Below are 16086 nucleotides of genomic sequence, written 5' to 3'. Positions count from 1 at the left end.
CGAGCCAACAGCGAATGTCGGTGATCTGCATGGAGTGTCCCTGGAAGGATGGGCCGGACGCGTCAGGCGTCGTCCAGACCCTTCATCATGACGTCGACGGCCTGTTCGACCGTCGCGGAGCCGATCAGCACGCTTTGCATGGCGGGTAGGACGACGTCTTCGCGCCAATGGTTCGAACCGATGAAGCTCGGGGGCGGCTCGCCGGTGGGCAGCGTGTCGCTCGCGGCCTTGTAGACCGGGTTGTCGGCGACGCGCGGGTGCTTCAGTGCTTCGGTGGAGGCCGGGAAATAGCCGGTCGCCTCCAGCATCGCGATCTCCGGCTCGACTTCGCCCCAGTAGCTCGCCCACTTCCAGGCTTCATCGGCCTGGGTGTCACGCATCAGGCCGTTATAGCCGTAGGAGACGCGGCGGTAGGCATTGGCCGGGCCCGCCGGCACCTGGGCGGTCATGAACTGCTCGCCTTGCTTCAGCGCCTGGGAAATCTCGACCAACGAGCCGGTATGATGCCAGATCATGCCGGTCTGACCGGTGCGAAAGCCCTCCATGACCTGGCGATAGCTGTCGCCGGCCGCGCTCGGCGGGACCGCCTTGCGCTTGGTGGCGAGGCCCGTCCAGTAGTCGACGGCCTCGATCGCGAGCTGGCGGTCGAGTAGTCCGCGGCCATCCTGGACCTGCAGGGCCCCGAACTGGCGGAGGACGCTGACCATGTAGGTGTCGCCGCCCTGGCCGCCGCGCATGCCGTAGCCGTACCGTCCCTTCGACGGGTCGGTCAGCTTCTCGGCGATGTCGGCGAATTCTTCCATCGTCTTGGGCGGGCCATCAATGCCGGCATCCTGGAACCAGTCGGTCCGATAGTAGATCCAGTCGACGAAGGTGAAGGCGGGGGCGCCGTAGATCTTGCCGTCTCGGGTGATCGTGTCCCATGCGGTCTGGGGAAAGTTCCCCTTGAGGTTCCAGGATTCGATCCGGTCGGAAAGATCAACCAGCCCCTCCATGGCGACCAGATCGTCGATCCGCTCCGCCAGGACCATCAGCGTGTCCGGCTGACTCTGGGTCAGGACGGCGGAGGTGACCTTCGCCATGAACTCGCTGTTCGGGATGTTCTCCTGGACGATGCTCGATCCGGCATTGGCCGACTGGAACATCGAGATGATGCGCTGGAGCCCGGCGAACTCGCTCTGGCTGGTCAGCGGGTGCCAGTAGGTCAGGCGAGCGTCTGCACGTGCCGCGCCGCGCGGGCAGATCGAGGCGCCTGCCGCCAGGGCAGCAGCCAGCATCATGTGACGACGGCTCAAGGATGGAGTGGATCCCATGGCGGCCTCCCTCAGGCTTCATGCTTTCAAGCCGCATCCAGGCGCGTTAGGTGGGCTGGCCTTTTCCTGATGCTCCCGGCCAGATGCATCCTCCATGTGCAGAGCGGATCACCTACGTGATGCTGCTGCAGCAGGACGAACAAGCCCACCCGATCGTGCCTTCTGGCTTTGTTGATTTTATTAACTGGACCATCTGATGGCATCAGATGGTGGATATGGCAACAGGCTTTTGGCGTATCAGATGTGGGGTACGTTGGAGACGAGGCTGACCGGACCTGTTCTTCTCTGGCGGCCTGGGCTGCAATCTCTGTCGTCTCCTCCTGGAACGTCGACGGAGCGTTCTTTCTCCGGATAGATTCGCTACGTTGCTCCACCAACATCGACGTGCGGATATGCGTTGAATGACCTCATCTGATCCAATCAACGAGAGTTTACAATCTGATGAGAAGCGGCCGATCAAGGCCGGCCAGGTCGCGTATCAGCGCTTCAAGGAAATGCTGTTCGCCCAGCGAATCCAGACCGGCGCCGTGTTGACCCAGGCCGAGCTGATGACTCTTCTGGACGTGCCGATCGGGCCGCTGCGCGAGGCACTTCAGAGCCTGGAGAACGAGGGGCTGGTCACCATGCTGCCGCGCTCCGGCATTCGGATCGTCAAGCCGGACCTGACCTTGATTCGCAACGCCTTCCAGCTGCGCCGGATCATCGAATGCGAGGCCGTCCGGAAGTTTGCGGAGCGCGCGACGTTGGCTGAGATCGACCGCTGGATCGAGCGCCACCGCAGCGTGATGGAAAAGAGCCAGGCCGGCATGGCCGCAGAGGCATTGATGGAAGAAGCGAGTGGAACCGACGCCGCCTTCCACACCGTCCTGGTTGCATCGCTGCGCAACCCGCTGATTGACGAGATCTACGAGCGGACCAAGGACCAGATCCGGTTGATCCGGCTGGACAACCTTTATCTGCTCTCGGGCGTGGCGGTGGCGAACACCATGATGGAGCACCTCCGCATCCTGGAAGCTGCGCGATTGCGGGATCATCCGGCGGTCGTTCGCGCCATGGAAGATCACCTCGCCGCCTCGCTGCACCGCGCGATCGGTCTCTAGAGCGTCGTTGACCGTGCATGCGTCCGCAGGACAGCCCCGAGGTCTTGAAGCGACGTCGGGGCTGTTCGATCGGCAACGCGAACCCGAGCCCGTCGCGCTGGGCTGCTTCACCTGCCGCCTTGGCCCCGACTTCCATCCAAGCGCAAGACCTTCGCCAAGCTCAAGGCCCGCGGGCATCCTCGTGCGGATCGGATGCGAGTGCGCCGGTCATCGCTCCGGCGACAGGCTTCCCGCGATCTTCGGCCACGCGACTCCCTGTCAGGTGCGGCCCAGCCGCCTGGCTGAAGGCTCGCCGCACCAACCACCCGTTGAAGGCCAGGCTGTTCGCATCCACCCATCCGGCAGGTTCGCCCCGGGCCCCGACGCCTCGCGCACGCCCGCCATTCGTCCGGAGCGAGCCGAGCGACCACAGGAGCGAAGAATTCAACATCAATGGATGTAGAATATCGACGTGGCCGCTTGAGATGCAATTCCGGGCCCGGCTATGGCACTTGCCTGATCAAGTCTCCGCAGAAGAGGCACGACATCATGGACAGGAAGTGGAAGTTCGCGGTTGCCGGCAGCCTGGTCGTAGTCCTGGCCCTCATCGCGAAGTTCGGCAGCGACAGCATGGAGAGCATCGGTGTCCTGGGCACGGCAGCGGACGGCGGGACCGGCGCTTTCCCATGGCAGCCGGGAGGCCTCGTTCTGTCTCCATGGTTCTGGATCGGGATGATCCCGGTTCTCGTCGCCTTTTATGCGGCTCACCGCGCAGGATGGCTACGGTCTGCCTCCTCACGGTCTGCGAAGGCGACGGCGCCCTCCGTCCTGTCCCGCCAGCGCCGGCTGACCCAACCGCCGGACGATGCATTGATGGACATCATCCTGGAGACGTTTCCCAGGGACGGGACCTGGGAGCTCATGGTCCGGCATGACGACCCGGAAGCATGCACCTTCGGGCTCGAGATCCGCACGTTCATGGAAGACCATGGCTTCCAGGTCGCGGGCACGGGAGTCATCCGGGCGGTGCTCGAACAGCCCACGCGGGATCTGCGCCTCGAGCGACGCGGTCCTCGCTACCGGCTCATCGTCGGCAGCGCCATGCCGGCCACCGGCAAGCCTCCCCGGTCCCAGGGCATGGCCAGACACCGTCCCTGGTCGGCGTGGCGATCCTGGCTTGGACCGATCGGGCCGCAGAAATTGCTCGCACCCTTGCGGTGGCCCAGGGAGCGGGCATCGGTCGAATAGCCCCTGCGGTCAGGCGCCGCGATGCCGGACGCTGGGGGATGTCCGGGCGCTTGTCCTGGCGCACGCTGCCATGGAGCACAGGGTCACCCGGCCGGCTCGGACCGCGGGAGGCTCCAGCCTGTCATAGGGACGCAGCCTGGCGGCAGAGCCGAAGCGTCGGTTGATTGTCCCGCGGATCCCCGGCATCTCCGTCGGCGCGTCCGGCGGCCAAGAAGGCCGCACCGCCCGTTCGCCTGAGGGCACCAGCGGAAATCTTCGTCCCGCCGTTCCGGCCGGGCGACATTTTTTCGCCGCCTGGCGGTCCACCCGCGTCACGACGGTACCCGCCATGGCATCGACCCAAACGTTGGCCTTCAGTCCCGGCCGACCCGAGCAGCTCTCCACGCGCATCGCCTTCTTCATCACCGGCTTCGGCATGGCAGCCTGGGCGCCGCTCGTGCCGTTCGTGCAGAGCCGCGTCGGGCTCGACGAGGGTGGGCTGGGCTGGCTGCTCCTGTGCCTGGGCGCCGGCTCGATGATGGCCATGCCGGTGGCAGGTGCGCTCACGGCGCGGTTCGGGTGCCGGCGGGTCCTGATCGGAGCTAGTATCCTGGTCTGCCTCACCCTGCCGCTGCTGGCGACGCTGTCCAGCCTGCCGCTGCTGGCCGTCGTCCTGCTCGCATTCGGTGCCGCGGTCGGTTCGCTCGACTGTGCGGTCAACATCCAGGCGGTGATCGTGGAACGGGCCAGCGGGCGCACCATGATGTCGGGCTTTCACGGCCTGTTCAGCGTCGGCGGCATGGCCGGGGCCGGTGGCGTCAGCGCGCTGCTCACGATGGGCGCATCGCCGCTCCTGGCGAGCTTGTGCGTGGTGGCCGGCATCCTGGCCGCGCTGGCGAAGGCCGGCCCCTATCTGCTGCCCTATGGAAGCAGCGGCGACGGACCGGCCTTCGCCATCCCGCATGGCATCGTGCTGTTCATCGGCATTCTCTGCTTCGTCGTGTTCCTGACGGAGGGGGCGGTCCTGGACTGGAGTGCTGTATTCCTGGCGTCGGTGCACGACGTGCGGCCCTCCCTGGCCGGCCTTGGCTATGCCGCGTTCGCATCGGCCATGACCCTCGGCCGGCTCACCGGCGACGCCATCGTGCGCCGGATCGGCGGCAGCACCGCGATCATGCTGGGCGGCCTTTGCGCCGCCGCAGGCCTGGCGCTGGCGACACTGGTGCCGGCCTGGGAGGCGGCCCTCCTGGGTTACGCCCTGGTCGGTGCCGGATGCGCCAACATCGTGCCGGTGCTGTGCACCGCGGTTGGGCGCCAGAAGGTCATGCCGGAACATGTCGCCATGCCGGCGGTTATCACGATCGGCTATGCCGGCATCCTGGTAGGACCTGCCGCCATCGGCTTCGCCGCCGAAGCCACCAGCCTGTCGACCGCCTTTCTCGCCATCGCCGTCATGCTGGTCGGGGTAGCCGCGAGCGGTCGTGCCTTCCGATCCTAGCCAGCAGGGACTTGGACCGTCACCCGGGCATCGCTTCACGCACCTCAGGCGGCGGTCGTAGCGGGGTCGGCGACGGCCGGCGGGAAGGGCACGAAGCCGGGGAGTGCTTCGACCCGGCGCAGCCAGGCGTTCACGTTGGCGTAGCCGGCGAGATCGACATGACCTTCGGGTGCGCGTCCGACATAGCTGTACAGAGCGACGTCGGCCAGCGTGGGTCTTGCGATCGCGATCCACGCGCGATCGGCGAGTTCCGCGTCCAGCACCTGGAGCAGCGCGTGCGCCCTGGCCGTCACCTCTTCCGCATCGCGCTTGGCACCGAAGACGGCGACCAGCCGTGCCGCCGCGGGGCCATGGGCGAGCTCGCCCGCTGCAACCGACAGCCAGCGCTGCACGGCGGCAGCTTCGGCCGGATCGTCCGGCAGCCAGTCCGTCCGGCCCAGCTTCTTGGCGACATACACCATGATGGCATTGGAATCGGCCACAATCGTGCCGTCGTCGTCCAGTACCGGCACCTGCCCGAACCGGTTCAGACGGAGGAATTCCGGCCTCTTGTGTGCGCCGGCCAGCAGATCGACGTGGCTCACCTCGTGAGCCTGGCCGACCAGCGAAAGGAAGAGATGCGCCCGATGCGCATGGCCCGACAGCGGATGATGATGGAGCTTCATGACCGGCATTCCCTTGCTTGACCGCGGGATGGGTCGCCCGATCCCGTCATCCAGACTGGCCGGCCGCCGGTGTGGGCAGAAGCTGCGCAATGTGGAAGGCCGTCTTCCGGGCCATGGAATGGTGCCGGCCTGCCGACCGGCGCTCCTTGACGGGGACGGCCGGACGACCGCCATGCTCATCCGGATGGCTGGTTCAGCCGGGGGCGTCGGCCTCCAGGGCGGCCTTCAACCCTTTGAAGGAAACGGGCAGGGCCACCAGCTTGCGCGCACCGTTGACATATTCGAGGCGCCCAGGTCCCGGCGCCGTCTTCAGGTCGTCCACGAGATCGTCGGGAACGACGACGTTGGCCAGGCAATCCTGAAGGCAGATGGTGAACGGGGCGGCCAGGCCGGCCTTGGTCTCGGCGTCCAGGAAGAGCGTGGCTCCGCTGGGCAGCCAGGTCCCGAGCGGGAGCTGCACCACGAGGCGCAAGGGACCGTCCTTTTCCAGCCGGCCCAGCACGAGCCGCGCGATCAGGCCCTGCCGGTCCGCCAGCTGGATCCCCTGCGTCACCTCGCAGAACCGCTCGCCCGGTGCGCCACCGGCCTTGGGCAGGCAGCGCACCAGCCAGTCGCCATAGGTCGCCGTCGTGACGCTCGGCTGGTCGAGCATGGCCGGGTCCGGCTTGGCCGACGGCGGAGGTGCCACCGGCGCATCCGCAGCGCCTGCCAGGGCCGGCACGAGCAGGAACAGTCCTGCGAGGGCAGCGCGGGCCTTGCGGCTCGGACGAAGGCTACCGGACGGAAAGATCGAGCGCATCAGACAAGGCTCCCCCTTCAGAATCGACAGGCTGCCCGAGCATCGAGGAGCATGGATCGCATCAAGCCCGGCATAGGGGCGCCCGTACCGGTTGTCGAACGGGATCTGGCAGGTCGCCCGCCAGGAGTCCGCTGACCATGGCGGCCTTGTCGCGCTGCAGCGCGACGGGAAGAAGCGGAGGTGGCCGTGCAGCGGCTTGCAGCCGCCTTGTGGGCAATCAGCAACCCCTGGTTGGCACGCTAGGCCTGTGCGGCCGCAAGTGCGCATTTGTGGGCTGCCCGGTATTTGATCGTTCTGTGCATGAATTGGGCAGGCGCTGCTGTCATTGCTTGCGAAGATCTGTCGGCCGGACCTCATTTTCCTGTCGAAGATCGGGTATATCTGGCTGGCTACTGTTCTTGACATCTTTCGGTTGCAGGGAGAGTTTTCGGCCTGCCCGTCTGGTGCGGTGCATCCGCCGCTTCCACGGCTAACCGACAGCCGCTCAGCACAAGGTCATCATGGCGTATCGTATCTCCGTCGATACCGGCGGCACCTTCACGGATGTGGTCGTGGCGGACGCCACGGGCACCATGACCATCGGCAAGGCACTGACCACGCACGAGCGCATCTTCGACGGCATGAGCGACGCCATCGCCGATGCCGCCGAGCAGCTCGGCACGACGCTCGGCCAGCTGCTGGCGGTAACGCGCCTGCTGATCTACGGCACCACCCGCGCCACCAACGCCATCGTCACCAAGCGGATCGCCAAGACCGCTTTCCTCGCCACACGCGGCTTTCCCGACGTGCTGCTCCTCAAGGAAGGCGGCAAGTTCAATCCGCACGACTTCTCCAAGGACTTCCCGGAGCCCTACATCCCGCGCAGCCACACCTTCGAGATCACCGAGCGGATGAGCTCGGAGGGCACCGTCTCCGTCCCGTTCGACGAGGCGCAGGCGCGCGCGACGCTGAAGAAGATCAAGGCACGCGGGTTCGAGGCGCTGGCCGTCTGCTTCCTCTGGTCCATCGCCAACCCGGCGCACGAGCAGCGCATGGGCGAGCTCATCGCCGAGATGCTGCCGGGCCTGCCGGTCACCTTGTCCCACCAGCTGATCCCCGTGGTGCGCGAATATCGCCGTGCGTCGGCCACCGCCATCGACGCCTCGCTGAAGCCGCTGATGCAGGCCCACCTGAAGGGCCTGGAGCGCGATCTGCGTGCGGCCGGCTACAAGGGCGAGATCCTGATCAGCACGACGGCCGGCGGCTGCGGGCATATCGACGCCATCACCGAGAAGCCGATCTACACGGTGGGCTCCGGTCCGGCCATGGCGCCGCTGGCCGGCATCGTGTTCTCCAAGCTGGAGAATCTCGGCGACAACGTCATCATCTGCGACACGGGCGGCACGACCTTCGACGTCGGCCTCGTGCGCGACGGCCGCCTGACCTTCAGCCGGGATACCTGGCTCGGGCCGATGTACACGGGCGATCTGCTCGGCATCTCCGCGGTCGACATGCGCTCGATCGGTGCTGGTGGCGGCTCGATCGCCTGGATCGACGAGGGCGGCCTGATGCGGGTGGGCCCGCAATCGGCGGGCTCCATGCCAGGCCCAGCCTGCTATGGCCGCGGCGGCACGCTGCCGACCGTGTCCGATGCCGCGACCGTGCTGGGCTACTTCGATCCGCACAACTTCCTGGGCGGCCGGATGCGGCTGGACGTCGAGGCCGCACGGCGTGCGGTGGCCAGCGTGGCGGAGCGGATCGGCCTGACGGTGGAGGAGGCGGCCTACCGCATCATCAGCCTCGCCAGCGACCTGATGATGCGCGCGGTGGGCGACATCACCATCAACGAGGGGGTCAGCCCGCGCGAGAGCACGATCGTGGCAGGCGGCGGTGCGGCCGGCCTCAACATCATGAAGATCGCGGAGGAACTGGGCTGCCGCCGCGTGGTGCTGCCGAAGGTGGCATCTGCCCTGTCCGCGGCCGGCATGCAGCATGCCGACATCGTGGCCGAGGAAGCGGCGAGCCTCGTCACGCTTTCGACCAGCTTCGATGTCGATGGCGTCAATACGATGCTGAAGGACTTGGCCGGCAAGCTCGAGTCGTTCCGGGCGGGGCTTGCCAGCGGGAGCGACGACTATGCAGTCGAGTGCATCGCCGAGGCGCGCTACCTGTCCCAGGTCTGGGAGCTCGACACGCCCCTGCCCAAGCACCGCTTCGACGGACCGGAGGATGTCGCTGCCCTGGTGGAGAGCTTCCACCAGGTCCACGAGCGGGTGTTCGCCGTGCGCGACACCTCCTCGCCGGTCGAGGTCGTGAACTGGCGCATGCGCCTGGTCGTGCGCCTGAGCACGCCGCCGCTGACCTCTCCGGAGGCCCCGGAAAAGCCGTCGGGCGAGGCGCGCCATCATCGCAACTGCTACTTCGGAGGCTCCCAGCCGGTCTCCACCGGCATCTTCCGCTCCGAGGAGCTGGAACCGGGCCTTCGGATCGAGGGGCCTGCGATCGTCGAGGAGCCCACCACGACGCTGGTCGTCTATCCCGGCATGGCCGCCGTCGTGAGCGGTGCCGGCAACTACCTGCTCCACGTCGCCTGAGGAGGCCCATCATGACGGTGACGGACGAGACCAGCTTCGACCCCTACATGACCGCGATCATCGCGAACCGGATCGACGGCATCGTGCGGGAGATGACCAACACGCTGCTGCGCGCGGCGCGCTCGGCGGTCATCAACAGTGCCCGCGACTTCTCCTGCTCGATCTGCACGGCGGACGACCAGCTTCTGGCCTCCGCGGAGGGCCTGCCGATCCATATCTTCGGCAGCCACATGCAGGCGCGCGCCATGCGGCTGGCCCACGAGGGCGACCTGAAGGACGGGGACTGCTACCTCCACAACGACCCCTATACCGGTAACACCCATGCGGCCGACCACACCTTCCTGGTGCCGGTCTTCTTCGAGGGCGAGCATCTCTTCACCACGGTCGCCAAGGCGCACCAGGCGGATACCGGCAACTCGCTGCCCACGACCTACATGGCCGGTGCGAAGGACCAGTACGCCGAGGGCTCGCTGATCTTCCCGTCCGTGCGCATCCAGCGCGACAACGAGATGATCGAGGACATCGTGCGGATGTGCCGCTCGCGCATCCGGGTGCCGGACCAGTGGTACGGCGATTTCCTGGCTGGGATCGGTGCGGCGCGTGTCGCCGAGCGCCGCCTGAAGGAGCTGTGCGCGAAGTACGGCAAGGCCCAGATCAAGACCTTCATCCGCGACTGGCTGGACTATTCCGAGCAGCGCATGGTCCAGGCGCTGCGCAAGCTGCCGAAGGCCACCCTGTCGGCCAGCGGTGCCCACGACCCGTTCGGCGACCTGCTGCCCGAGGGCATTCCGCTGAAGGTGAAGGTCTCGATCGATCCTGATGAGGCAATGGTCGAGCTGGACCTGCTCGACAATGTCGACAATGTCGATTGCGGCTTCAACGAGAGCGAGGCCTGTGCCACCGCCGCCAGCATCGCCGGCGTGTTCAACTCGATCGACCCGACGATCCCCCGCAACTCCGGCTCGTTCCGACGCATCAAGGTCCTCCTGCGCGACGGTGCGGTCTGCGGCCGGCCGAAATTCCCGCATAGTTGCTCCGTCGCCACCACCAACGTCGCTGACCGGCTGGTCAACCTCACCCAGTCCGCCATGGCGCAGATCGGCGATGGCTGGGGCCTGGCTGAGGGCGGGATCGGGCTCGGCGGCGGGATGGCGGTCGTGTCGGGCAAGGACCATCGCTACGAGGACGGGCGCTACATCAACCAGCTCCATCTGGGCAGCTCCGGCGGCCCGGGCGCACCCTCCGCCGATGGCTGGCCCACCTACGGGATCCCGGTTATCGCCGGCCTGATGTACCGGGATTCCATCGAGATCGACGAGCTGAAGCACCCGATCGAGGTCCGCTACATGCGCCTCAAGGCCGGCACCGCCGGTGCCGGCCGCCAGCGCGGTGCGCCGGCGCTGGAGTTCGAATACGGGCCGAAGGAGCTGCCGATGGACGTGCTCTGGCCCTGCGACGGCACGCATTACCCGCCCAAGGGGGTGCGCGGCGGCGGGGACGGCGTCACCGCGAAGCATTTCAAGATCGCGGCCGATGGATCCGAGAAGGAGCTTCCCAACATCGTCGTCGACAAGCTCGTGAAGGGCGAGCGCATCCGCGGCCACCACACCTCCGGCGGCGGATACGGCCATCCCTTCGAGCGCTCACCCGCCAAGGTCCTCAAGGACGTGATCGACGGGTTCGAGACGGTCGAGCGGGCGGGGCAGGTCTATGGCGTCGTGCTGACAGGCTCGCTCGACCAGGAGACGCTGGCGGTGGATGAGCCCGCCACCATCGATCGCAGACGCGGCCGCTCCTGAGCGGAGGTTAGGCGACTGGATCCCCGGGGACTGCCGGGGATCCCTTCCGATCGATCGCCGTGGCGTCTCGCAAGATCGTCCAGTGCAAGAATCGTGGGATAATTTCCTCAAATTCTACCAATATTATCGCCTCTCCAGGTGACAGCGTCTTTCATTTGACGTGCTCACTTCCGGCCGTGATCATGTAGTTGCAGTGACGAGCATCGCTCACGGTCAGGCGGGGAGGCAGGTGGCGCAGGGATGTGTCGACCGACGCGGAAAGGCAGCATGTGTCCCACGATGCCCGGGACCAGCCGGCTCAGCGTGCCGTCGGACGATGCTCACCCATCCGGGTGTGCCTTCCTGCGGCCGATCTCGCGGGAAGACGTGCGCCGCGTTGATTCAAATCAATGTGTTCTTGCCGCGTTGCAGTAGCGTGTCGCGCCAGCGTGGCCGCGGTGACGGTGCCTTGCTGCGTCGTCGGGACAGGCCGAAAGTTCCGATGCTCGCTGCGTCCAGCCGGATCCACACCCACTTCTGGGGACACTCATGATCGACACAGCACCTTGGGTCGTCACCGCGCTGATGAGCCTGGTCTCGTTGTTGGGCCTGGCGCTCGCAAGCCGCGCCCAGGATGGGGCCTTCGCCCTGTTCGGCTGGGCGTTGATGCTGTTCGGCATCGCCATGATCATCGGCGTGTTCCATCGGGGCGGCGCCACCCGTGGTGACGACCGCCCGTGATGTGCTGCTACCGCCCGATCACCTGGTACGTGGCCTAGCGATGAAGCCTGACGCCATGACATCGTCCCGCGCACCGGCCGGCATCGCGCTCGTCCCGGCCAGTACGAGGTCCTTGTACGCATGCCAGGTGGCATGGCCGATCAGCGGCAGGGTGACGATCAGCCCGAGGAAGACCGTCGCGATGCCGACGCCGACGAAGCCGGCGATCAGGGCCGCCCAGAACAGCATGACCAGCGGGTTGTGCCGGACCACCCGCACGCTCGTCACGACGGCCGTGAGGACGTCCACCTTGCGGTCCAGCATCATCGGGATCGAGACGACGGAGACGGCGAAGGTAAGGCCGGCGAACACTGCGCCCACCGCCGTGCCCAGCACCAGGAAGGGCAGGCTTTCCGGCCGCAGGAAGGTGTTCACGATGAGGTCGTGCAGCGGCGGCGGGTCCATGCCCCAGTACAGCATGAAGATCATCGCGCCGATCCGGATCCAGGTGAGCAGGATCAGCAGCAGGATGAAGCCCATGACTCCGAAATGCCTGGGGTTGCGCGTGATGGCGAAGGCGATCGCGCCGAACGTGATCGGCTCGCCGGACGCGCGCCGCCTGCTGACCTCGTAGAAGGCCAGGCCCATGAAGGGACCCACGATCATGAAGCCCGCGGCGAGCGGCAGGACGAGGTACACCATGCCCGCCATCCACAATCCCACGGACAGCAGGGCGCCGGCGAGTGCCAGGATCAGCCCGAACGTCATGCTGATGGCCGGCGCCCGCAGGAAGTCGCGCCAGCCGGCGGCCAGCCATTCCCACGGGCGGTCCAGGCCGACCCTCCGGATGTCCGGCACGCGGACATCGAAAGATGGAATAACTTCCGGCAACTGGTTTCTCCATGTAACGTCGAGTCTGTCGGCGTTCATAGCAAGAAGATTGCAATAGGACTATACCTATCTTGAACAAATATGCAACATACTTCTGCGTAGGTGGTGAGATAAGCGTCTTGCCGACATGAATATTATTGCTTTTCTCATGTTGAAAGTCTCAAGGTGGCAGATCGGGCTGCCGAGAACCGGGTGAACTATACTATGGCTACTGTCTTGGCCTCGCCCATGGATCGTCCCATAGGTTCCCGCTACGATGAAGACGTCGTTCGGCTCTTCGTCATCGCAGCGACCTTCTGGGGCATCGTCGGCTTTTCAATGGGTGTGCTGATCGCGTTCCAGCTGGCGTATCCCGCGCTCAACCTGGGCAGCGAATGGACGACGTTCGGCCGGTTGCGGCCGGTCCACACCTCCGCCGTGATCTTCGCGTTCGGCGGCAATGCCCTGATCGGCACCTCGCTCTACGTCGTGCAGCGCACCTGCCGGACACGGCTGTGGGGCGGCGACTATCTCGCGAACTTCGTGTTCTGGGGCTACCAGCTCTTCATCGTGCTGGCGGCGTCGGGCTATGTTCTGGGCATCACCCAGAGCAAGGAGTACGCGGAGCCCGAGTGGTATGTGGACCTGTGGCTGACGATCGTCTGGGTCGTGTACCTGGCGGTCTTCATCGGCACGATCCTCAAGAGGACCGAGCCGCACATCTATGTGGCCAACTGGTACTACCTGGCTTTCATCATCACGATCGCCATCCTGCACCTCGTCAACAACATGGCGGTGCCGGTCAGCTTCTTCGGCGCCAAGAGCTACTCAGCCTTTGCCGGCGTGCAGGATGCGATGGCGCAGTGGTGGTACGGCCATAACGCGGTCGGCTTCTTCCTGACGGCCGGCTTCCTGGGCATGATGTACTACTTCCTGCCCAAGCAGGCGAACCGCCCGATCTGGTCCTACCGGCTCTCCATCATCAATTTCTGGGCGCTGATCTTCCTCTACATGTGGGCGGGCCCGCACCACCTGCACTACACCTCGCTCCCCGACTGGACCCAGGTCCTCGGCATGACCTTCACGATCATGCTCTGGATGCCGTCCTGGGGCAGTGCGGTGAACGGCGTGATGACCCTGTCAGGTGCCTGGGACAAGCTGCGCACCGATCCGGTCATCCGGTTCATGGCCGTGGCGGTCGCCTTCTACGGCATGAGCACGCTGGAAGGCCCGCTCATGGGTATCCGGCAGGTCAACTCGCTCAGCCACTATACCGACTGGACCGTCGGCCACGTCCATTCAGGTGCGCTTGGCTGGGTCGCCTTCATCTCCTTCGGCGCCCTCTACTTCCTGGTGCCCAAGCTCTGGCGCCGCCAGCAGCTCTACTCGAACCGGCTGGTCGAGGTGCATTTCTGGATCGCGACCCTCGGCATCGTCCTCTACATCACCGCGATGTGGGTCTCCGGCATCATGCAGGGCCTGATGTGGCGGTCCTACGACCAGCTCGGCTTCCTGCAGTACTCGTTCATCGAGACCGTCGCCGCGATGCATCCCTACTACGTGATCCGCGCGCTGGGCGGGGTGCTCTTCCTGATCGGCGGCCTCGTCATGGCCTACAATTTCTGGCGGACGATCCGCGGCGACGTGCGCCAGGAGTCACGGGACACCAGCCTGGCCGCACCGCCGGTCGCGGCCGAGTAAGGAGACGATCCAGTCATGTTCTACCGTCTCCATCAGTTCGCCGAGCAGCGGGCCTTCATCCTCGCGATCTTCATCCTGCTGACCGTCTCGGTAGGTGGCATCGTGCAGATCGTGCCGTTGTTCGCGATCGAGAACACCATTGAACGGGTGCAGGGCGTGCGTCCGTACACCCCGCTCGAGCTGGCCGGCCGCAACATCTATATCCGGGAGGGCTGCTACGCCTGCCACAGCCAGCAGATCCGGCCGCTGCGCGACGAGGTCGAGCGCTACGGCCATTACAGCCTGGCTGCCGAGAGCATGTACGACCACCCGTTCCAGTGGGGCAGCAAGCGTACCGGCCCGGACCTGGCGCGGGTCGGCGGGCGCTACTCGAACGAGTGGCATGTCGAGCATCTGGTCGACCCGCAGGCACTCGTCCCGGCCTCGGTCATGCCGAGCTATGCCTTCCTCCTGGACAAGCGGATCGACCCGGACGACATCGCCGATCATCTGCGCGCCAACCGGGCCGTCGGCGTCCCCTACAGCGACGACATGATCACGAGCGCGCGTGCGGACCTTCTGGCCCAGTCCGACCCGAATGCGGATACGACCGATTTCCTCGCGCGCTACCCGAAAGCGGCCGTTGGCAACCTCGACGGCAACCCGGCCAACGTCAGCGAGATGGACGCGCTGGTGGCCTATCTGCAGATCCTCGGCCGGATGGTGGACTTCACCGACGTGCGGATCGAGGACCTGACGCAATGAGGTCGATAGGACCAAGACCATGTCGGAAGTTTATGTCTGGATCCGCTCGCTCTGGCTGCTCTGGCTGTTCCTCGTCTTCGTGGCCGGCGTCGCCTGGATCTACTGGCCCAAGCGCCGCGACGAGCTGGAGCGGCACGGGCAGATTCCGTTCAAGGACGATGGGGAGCCCCTGCCATGACTGACCGTCTCGACCCGGGCCGCCCCGTCACGCATGAGGGGATGCAGGCGACCCGCGAGATCAAGGACGTCCAGGACAAGATCGCGTTCGGCGACAGTCTCGAGCATCTGGAATGGGACGGGATCCGCGAACTGGACTACCCGCCGCCGCGCTGGTGGGTGCTCACCTTCATCGGGACCATCCTGTTCGCCGCCTTGTGGATGGTCCTGTATCCATCCTGGCCGACGCCGTTCGGCACTTGGCGCGGCGTGTTGGGCTATGACCAGCGCGAGGTCGTGGCGGAGGACGTCGCGCGGGCCGAGGAGGCGAGGGCACCGCTGGTCGGCGCGATCGGTGCTGCTGAGCTCGCCGGCATCCAGTCGGACCCGGGCCTGATGAACTACGCGCTGCGCGGTGGTCAGGTCGCCTTCAACAACAACTGCGCGCAGTGCCATGCGCTGGGTGGGGCCGGCCAGGGCTTCTTCCCGTCACTGGCCGACGACAACTGGATCTGGGGCGGCACGCCCGAGCAGATCGAGTACACGATCCGCCACGGCATCCGTAATGGCGGCGACGAGGCCCGCGACAACATCATGCCAAATTTCGGCGCCGATCAGATCCTGACGCGCGAGCAGATCCAGGATGTGACGGAATACGTCCTCTCGCTGACCGGTCGCAGCCGCAGTGCCGAGGCCGCCGAGCGCGGTGCCACGCTCTATGCGGAGAACTGCGCAGCCTGCCATGGCGAGGGAGGCGCGGGACTGCAGGAACTGGGCGGCCCCAGGCTGAACGACGCGATCTGGCTTTATGGCGGCGACCGCAACAGCGTCTTCAACCAGATCTACCGCCCGAAGCTGGGCGTGATGCCGGCCTTTGGCGAGCGGCTGGACGACGCCACCATCAAGATGCTGGTGCTCTACGTCCACTCCCTGGGTGGCGGTCAGTAACGGACCCCTGGAATC

General features: G+C 66.1%; 15 protein-coding genes. 11 read left to right on the top strand and 4 right to left on the bottom strand.

Going from position 1 to position 16086, the window contains the following annotated elements; genetic code table 11:
• Positions 1-62: 62 nt before the first annotated feature.
• The gene (locus VHL31_RS01825; protein WP_329659492.1) at positions 63-1295 is read right to left on the bottom strand and encodes an extracellular solute-binding protein; all 1233 of its coding nucleotides are present in this window, start codon (positions 1293-1295) and stop codon (positions 63-65) included.
• 68 nt (positions 1296-1363) lie between these two features.
• On the opposite strand from VHL31_RS01825, the gene VHL31_RS01820 reads away from it, so the two are divergent.
• From VHL31_RS01820 to VHL31_RS01805, 4 genes are all read left to right on the top strand, one after another.
• Positions 1364-1510 (top strand): hypothetical protein, encoded by a 147-nt coding sequence (locus tag VHL31_RS01820; RefSeq protein WP_329659491.1) that lies wholly within the window; start codon positions 1364-1366, stop codon positions 1508-1510.
• Positions 1511-1714: 204 nt separating this feature from the next.
• Positions 1715-2413, top strand: coding sequence for a GntR family transcriptional regulator (locus tag VHL31_RS01815; protein ID WP_329659490.1), 699 nt, complete (start codon positions 1715-1717; stop codon positions 2411-2413).
• Positions 2414-2941: 528 nt separating this feature from the next.
• Positions 2942-3640, top strand: coding sequence for a hypothetical protein (locus VHL31_RS01810; RefSeq protein ID WP_329659489.1), 699 nt, complete (start codon positions 2942-2944; stop codon positions 3638-3640).
• A gap of 328 nt (positions 3641-3968) precedes the next feature.
• On the top strand, positions 3969-5117 hold the full coding sequence (locus VHL31_RS01805; protein WP_329659488.1) for an MFS transporter: 1149 nt from the start codon (positions 3969-3971) through the stop codon (positions 5115-5117).
• Between the two features lie 44 nt (positions 5118-5161).
• Here VHL31_RS01805 and VHL31_RS01800 read toward each other — a convergent pair whose 3' ends face one another.
• Together VHL31_RS01800 and VHL31_RS01795 are read right to left on the bottom strand one after the other, a co-directional pair.
• Positions 5162-5782: a glutathione S-transferase gene (locus tag VHL31_RS01800; protein WP_329659487.1), complete on the bottom strand. Its 621-nt coding sequence runs from the start codon at positions 5780-5782 to the stop codon at positions 5162-5164.
• Between the two features lie 193 nt (positions 5783-5975).
• On the bottom strand, positions 5976-6581 hold the full coding sequence (locus VHL31_RS01795) for an invasion associated locus B family protein (RefSeq protein WP_329659486.1): 606 nt from the start codon (positions 6579-6581) through the stop codon (positions 5976-5978).
• A 500-nt stretch (positions 6582-7081) separates the two neighbouring features.
• Here VHL31_RS01795 and VHL31_RS01790 point away from each other — a divergent pair, with 500 nt between their 5' ends.
• The 3 genes from VHL31_RS01790 to VHL31_RS01780 all read left to right on the top strand — a co-directional run bounded on the left by VHL31_RS01790 (position 7082) and on the right by VHL31_RS01780 (position 11673).
• Positions 7082-9154 (top strand): hydantoinase/oxoprolinase family protein, encoded by a 2073-nt coding sequence (locus tag VHL31_RS01790; protein WP_329659485.1) that lies wholly within the window; start codon positions 7082-7084, stop codon positions 9152-9154.
• An 11-nt stretch (positions 9155-9165) separates the two neighbouring features.
• Positions 9166-10953 carry a hydantoinase B/oxoprolinase family protein gene (locus VHL31_RS01785; protein ID WP_329659484.1) on the top strand — a complete coding sequence of 596 codons (1788 nt, stop codon included), beginning with the start codon at positions 9166-9168 and terminating at the stop codon, positions 10951-10953.
• A 528-nt stretch (positions 10954-11481) separates the two neighbouring features.
• Positions 11482-11673: a hypothetical protein gene (locus tag VHL31_RS01780; protein WP_329659483.1), complete on the top strand. Its 192-nt coding sequence runs from the start codon at positions 11482-11484 to the stop codon at positions 11671-11673.
• A gap of 18 nt (positions 11674-11691) precedes the next feature.
• Here VHL31_RS01780 and VHL31_RS01775 read toward each other — a convergent pair whose 3' ends face one another.
• Positions 11692-12543 (bottom strand): DUF2189 domain-containing protein, encoded by an 852-nt coding sequence (locus tag VHL31_RS01775; RefSeq protein ID WP_329659482.1) that lies wholly within the window; start codon positions 12541-12543, stop codon positions 11692-11694.
• Between the two features lie 204 nt (positions 12544-12747).
• Here VHL31_RS01775 and ccoN point away from each other — a divergent pair, with 204 nt between their 5' ends.
• Genes ccoN through ccoP form a run of 4 tightly spaced genes read left to right on the top strand, consistent with a single transcriptional unit; the run spans position 12748 to position 16071 of the window.
• Positions 12748-14223: a cytochrome-c oxidase, cbb3-type subunit I gene (gene ccoN, locus VHL31_RS01770; RefSeq protein WP_329659481.1), complete on the top strand. Its 1476-nt coding sequence runs from the start codon at positions 12748-12750 to the stop codon at positions 14221-14223.
• 15 nt (positions 14224-14238) lie between these two features.
• On the top strand, positions 14239-14967 hold the full coding sequence (gene ccoO / locus VHL31_RS01765; RefSeq protein ID WP_329659480.1) for a cytochrome-c oxidase, cbb3-type subunit II: 729 nt from the start codon (positions 14239-14241) through the stop codon (positions 14965-14967).
• Between the two features lie 19 nt (positions 14968-14986).
• Entirely contained in the window at positions 14987-15145 is a 159-nt protein-coding gene (locus VHL31_RS01760; protein ID WP_329659479.1) for a cbb3-type cytochrome c oxidase subunit 3, read from the top strand.
• A complete protein-coding gene (gene ccoP / locus VHL31_RS01755) occupies positions 15142-16071 on the top strand; it encodes a cytochrome-c oxidase, cbb3-type subunit III (RefSeq protein ID WP_329659478.1) in 930 nt (309 codons plus the stop codon). The genes VHL31_RS01760 and ccoP overlap by 4 nt, the downstream gene beginning before the upstream one ends.
• Positions 16072-16086 lie beyond the last annotated feature (15 nt).

Source organism: Geminicoccus sp. (assembly GCF_036263595.1).
Lineage (GTDB): Bacteria > Pseudomonadota > Alphaproteobacteria > Geminicoccales > Geminicoccaceae > Geminicoccus.
This window is presented reverse-complemented; position numbering and strand designations above follow the sequence as displayed.

Bases quoted from the DNA above. Each gene is read 5' to 3' on its own strand.
- VHL31_RS01815 (WP_329659490.1), top strand. From the start codon at position 1,715: ATGACCTCATCTGATCCAATCAACGAGAGTTTACAATCTGATGAGAAG.
- VHL31_RS01810 (WP_329659489.1), top strand. From the start codon at position 2,942: ATGGACAGGAAGTGGAAGTTCGCGGTTGCCGGCAGCCTGGTCGTAGTC.
- VHL31_RS01805 (WP_329659488.1), top strand. From the start codon at position 3,969: ATGGCATCGACCCAAACGTTGGCCTTCAGTCCCGGCCGACCCGAGCAG.
- VHL31_RS01800 (WP_329659487.1), bottom strand. From the start codon at position 5,782: ATGAAGCTCCATCATCATCCGCTGTCGGGCCATGCGCATCGGGCGCAT.
- VHL31_RS01795 (WP_329659486.1), bottom strand. From the start codon at position 6,581: ATGCGCTCGATCTTTCCGTCCGGTAGCCTTCGTCCGAGCCGCAAGGCC.
- VHL31_RS01790 (WP_329659485.1), top strand. From the start codon at position 7,082: ATGGCGTATCGTATCTCCGTCGATACCGGCGGCACCTTCACGGATGTG.
- VHL31_RS01785 (WP_329659484.1), top strand. From the start codon at position 9,166: ATGACGGTGACGGACGAGACCAGCTTCGACCCCTACATGACCGCGATC.
- VHL31_RS01780 (WP_329659483.1), top strand. From the start codon at position 11,482: ATGATCGACACAGCACCTTGGGTCGTCACCGCGCTGATGAGCCTGGTC.
- ccoN (WP_329659481.1), top strand. From the start codon at position 12,748: ATGGCTACTGTCTTGGCCTCGCCCATGGATCGTCCCATAGGTTCCCGC.
- ccoO (WP_329659480.1), top strand. From the start codon at position 14,239: ATGTTCTACCGTCTCCATCAGTTCGCCGAGCAGCGGGCCTTCATCCTC.
- VHL31_RS01760 (WP_329659479.1), top strand. From the start codon at position 14,987: ATGTCGGAAGTTTATGTCTGGATCCGCTCGCTCTGGCTGCTCTGGCTG.
- ccoP (WP_329659478.1), top strand. From the start codon at position 15,142: ATGACTGACCGTCTCGACCCGGGCCGCCCCGTCACGCATGAGGGGATG.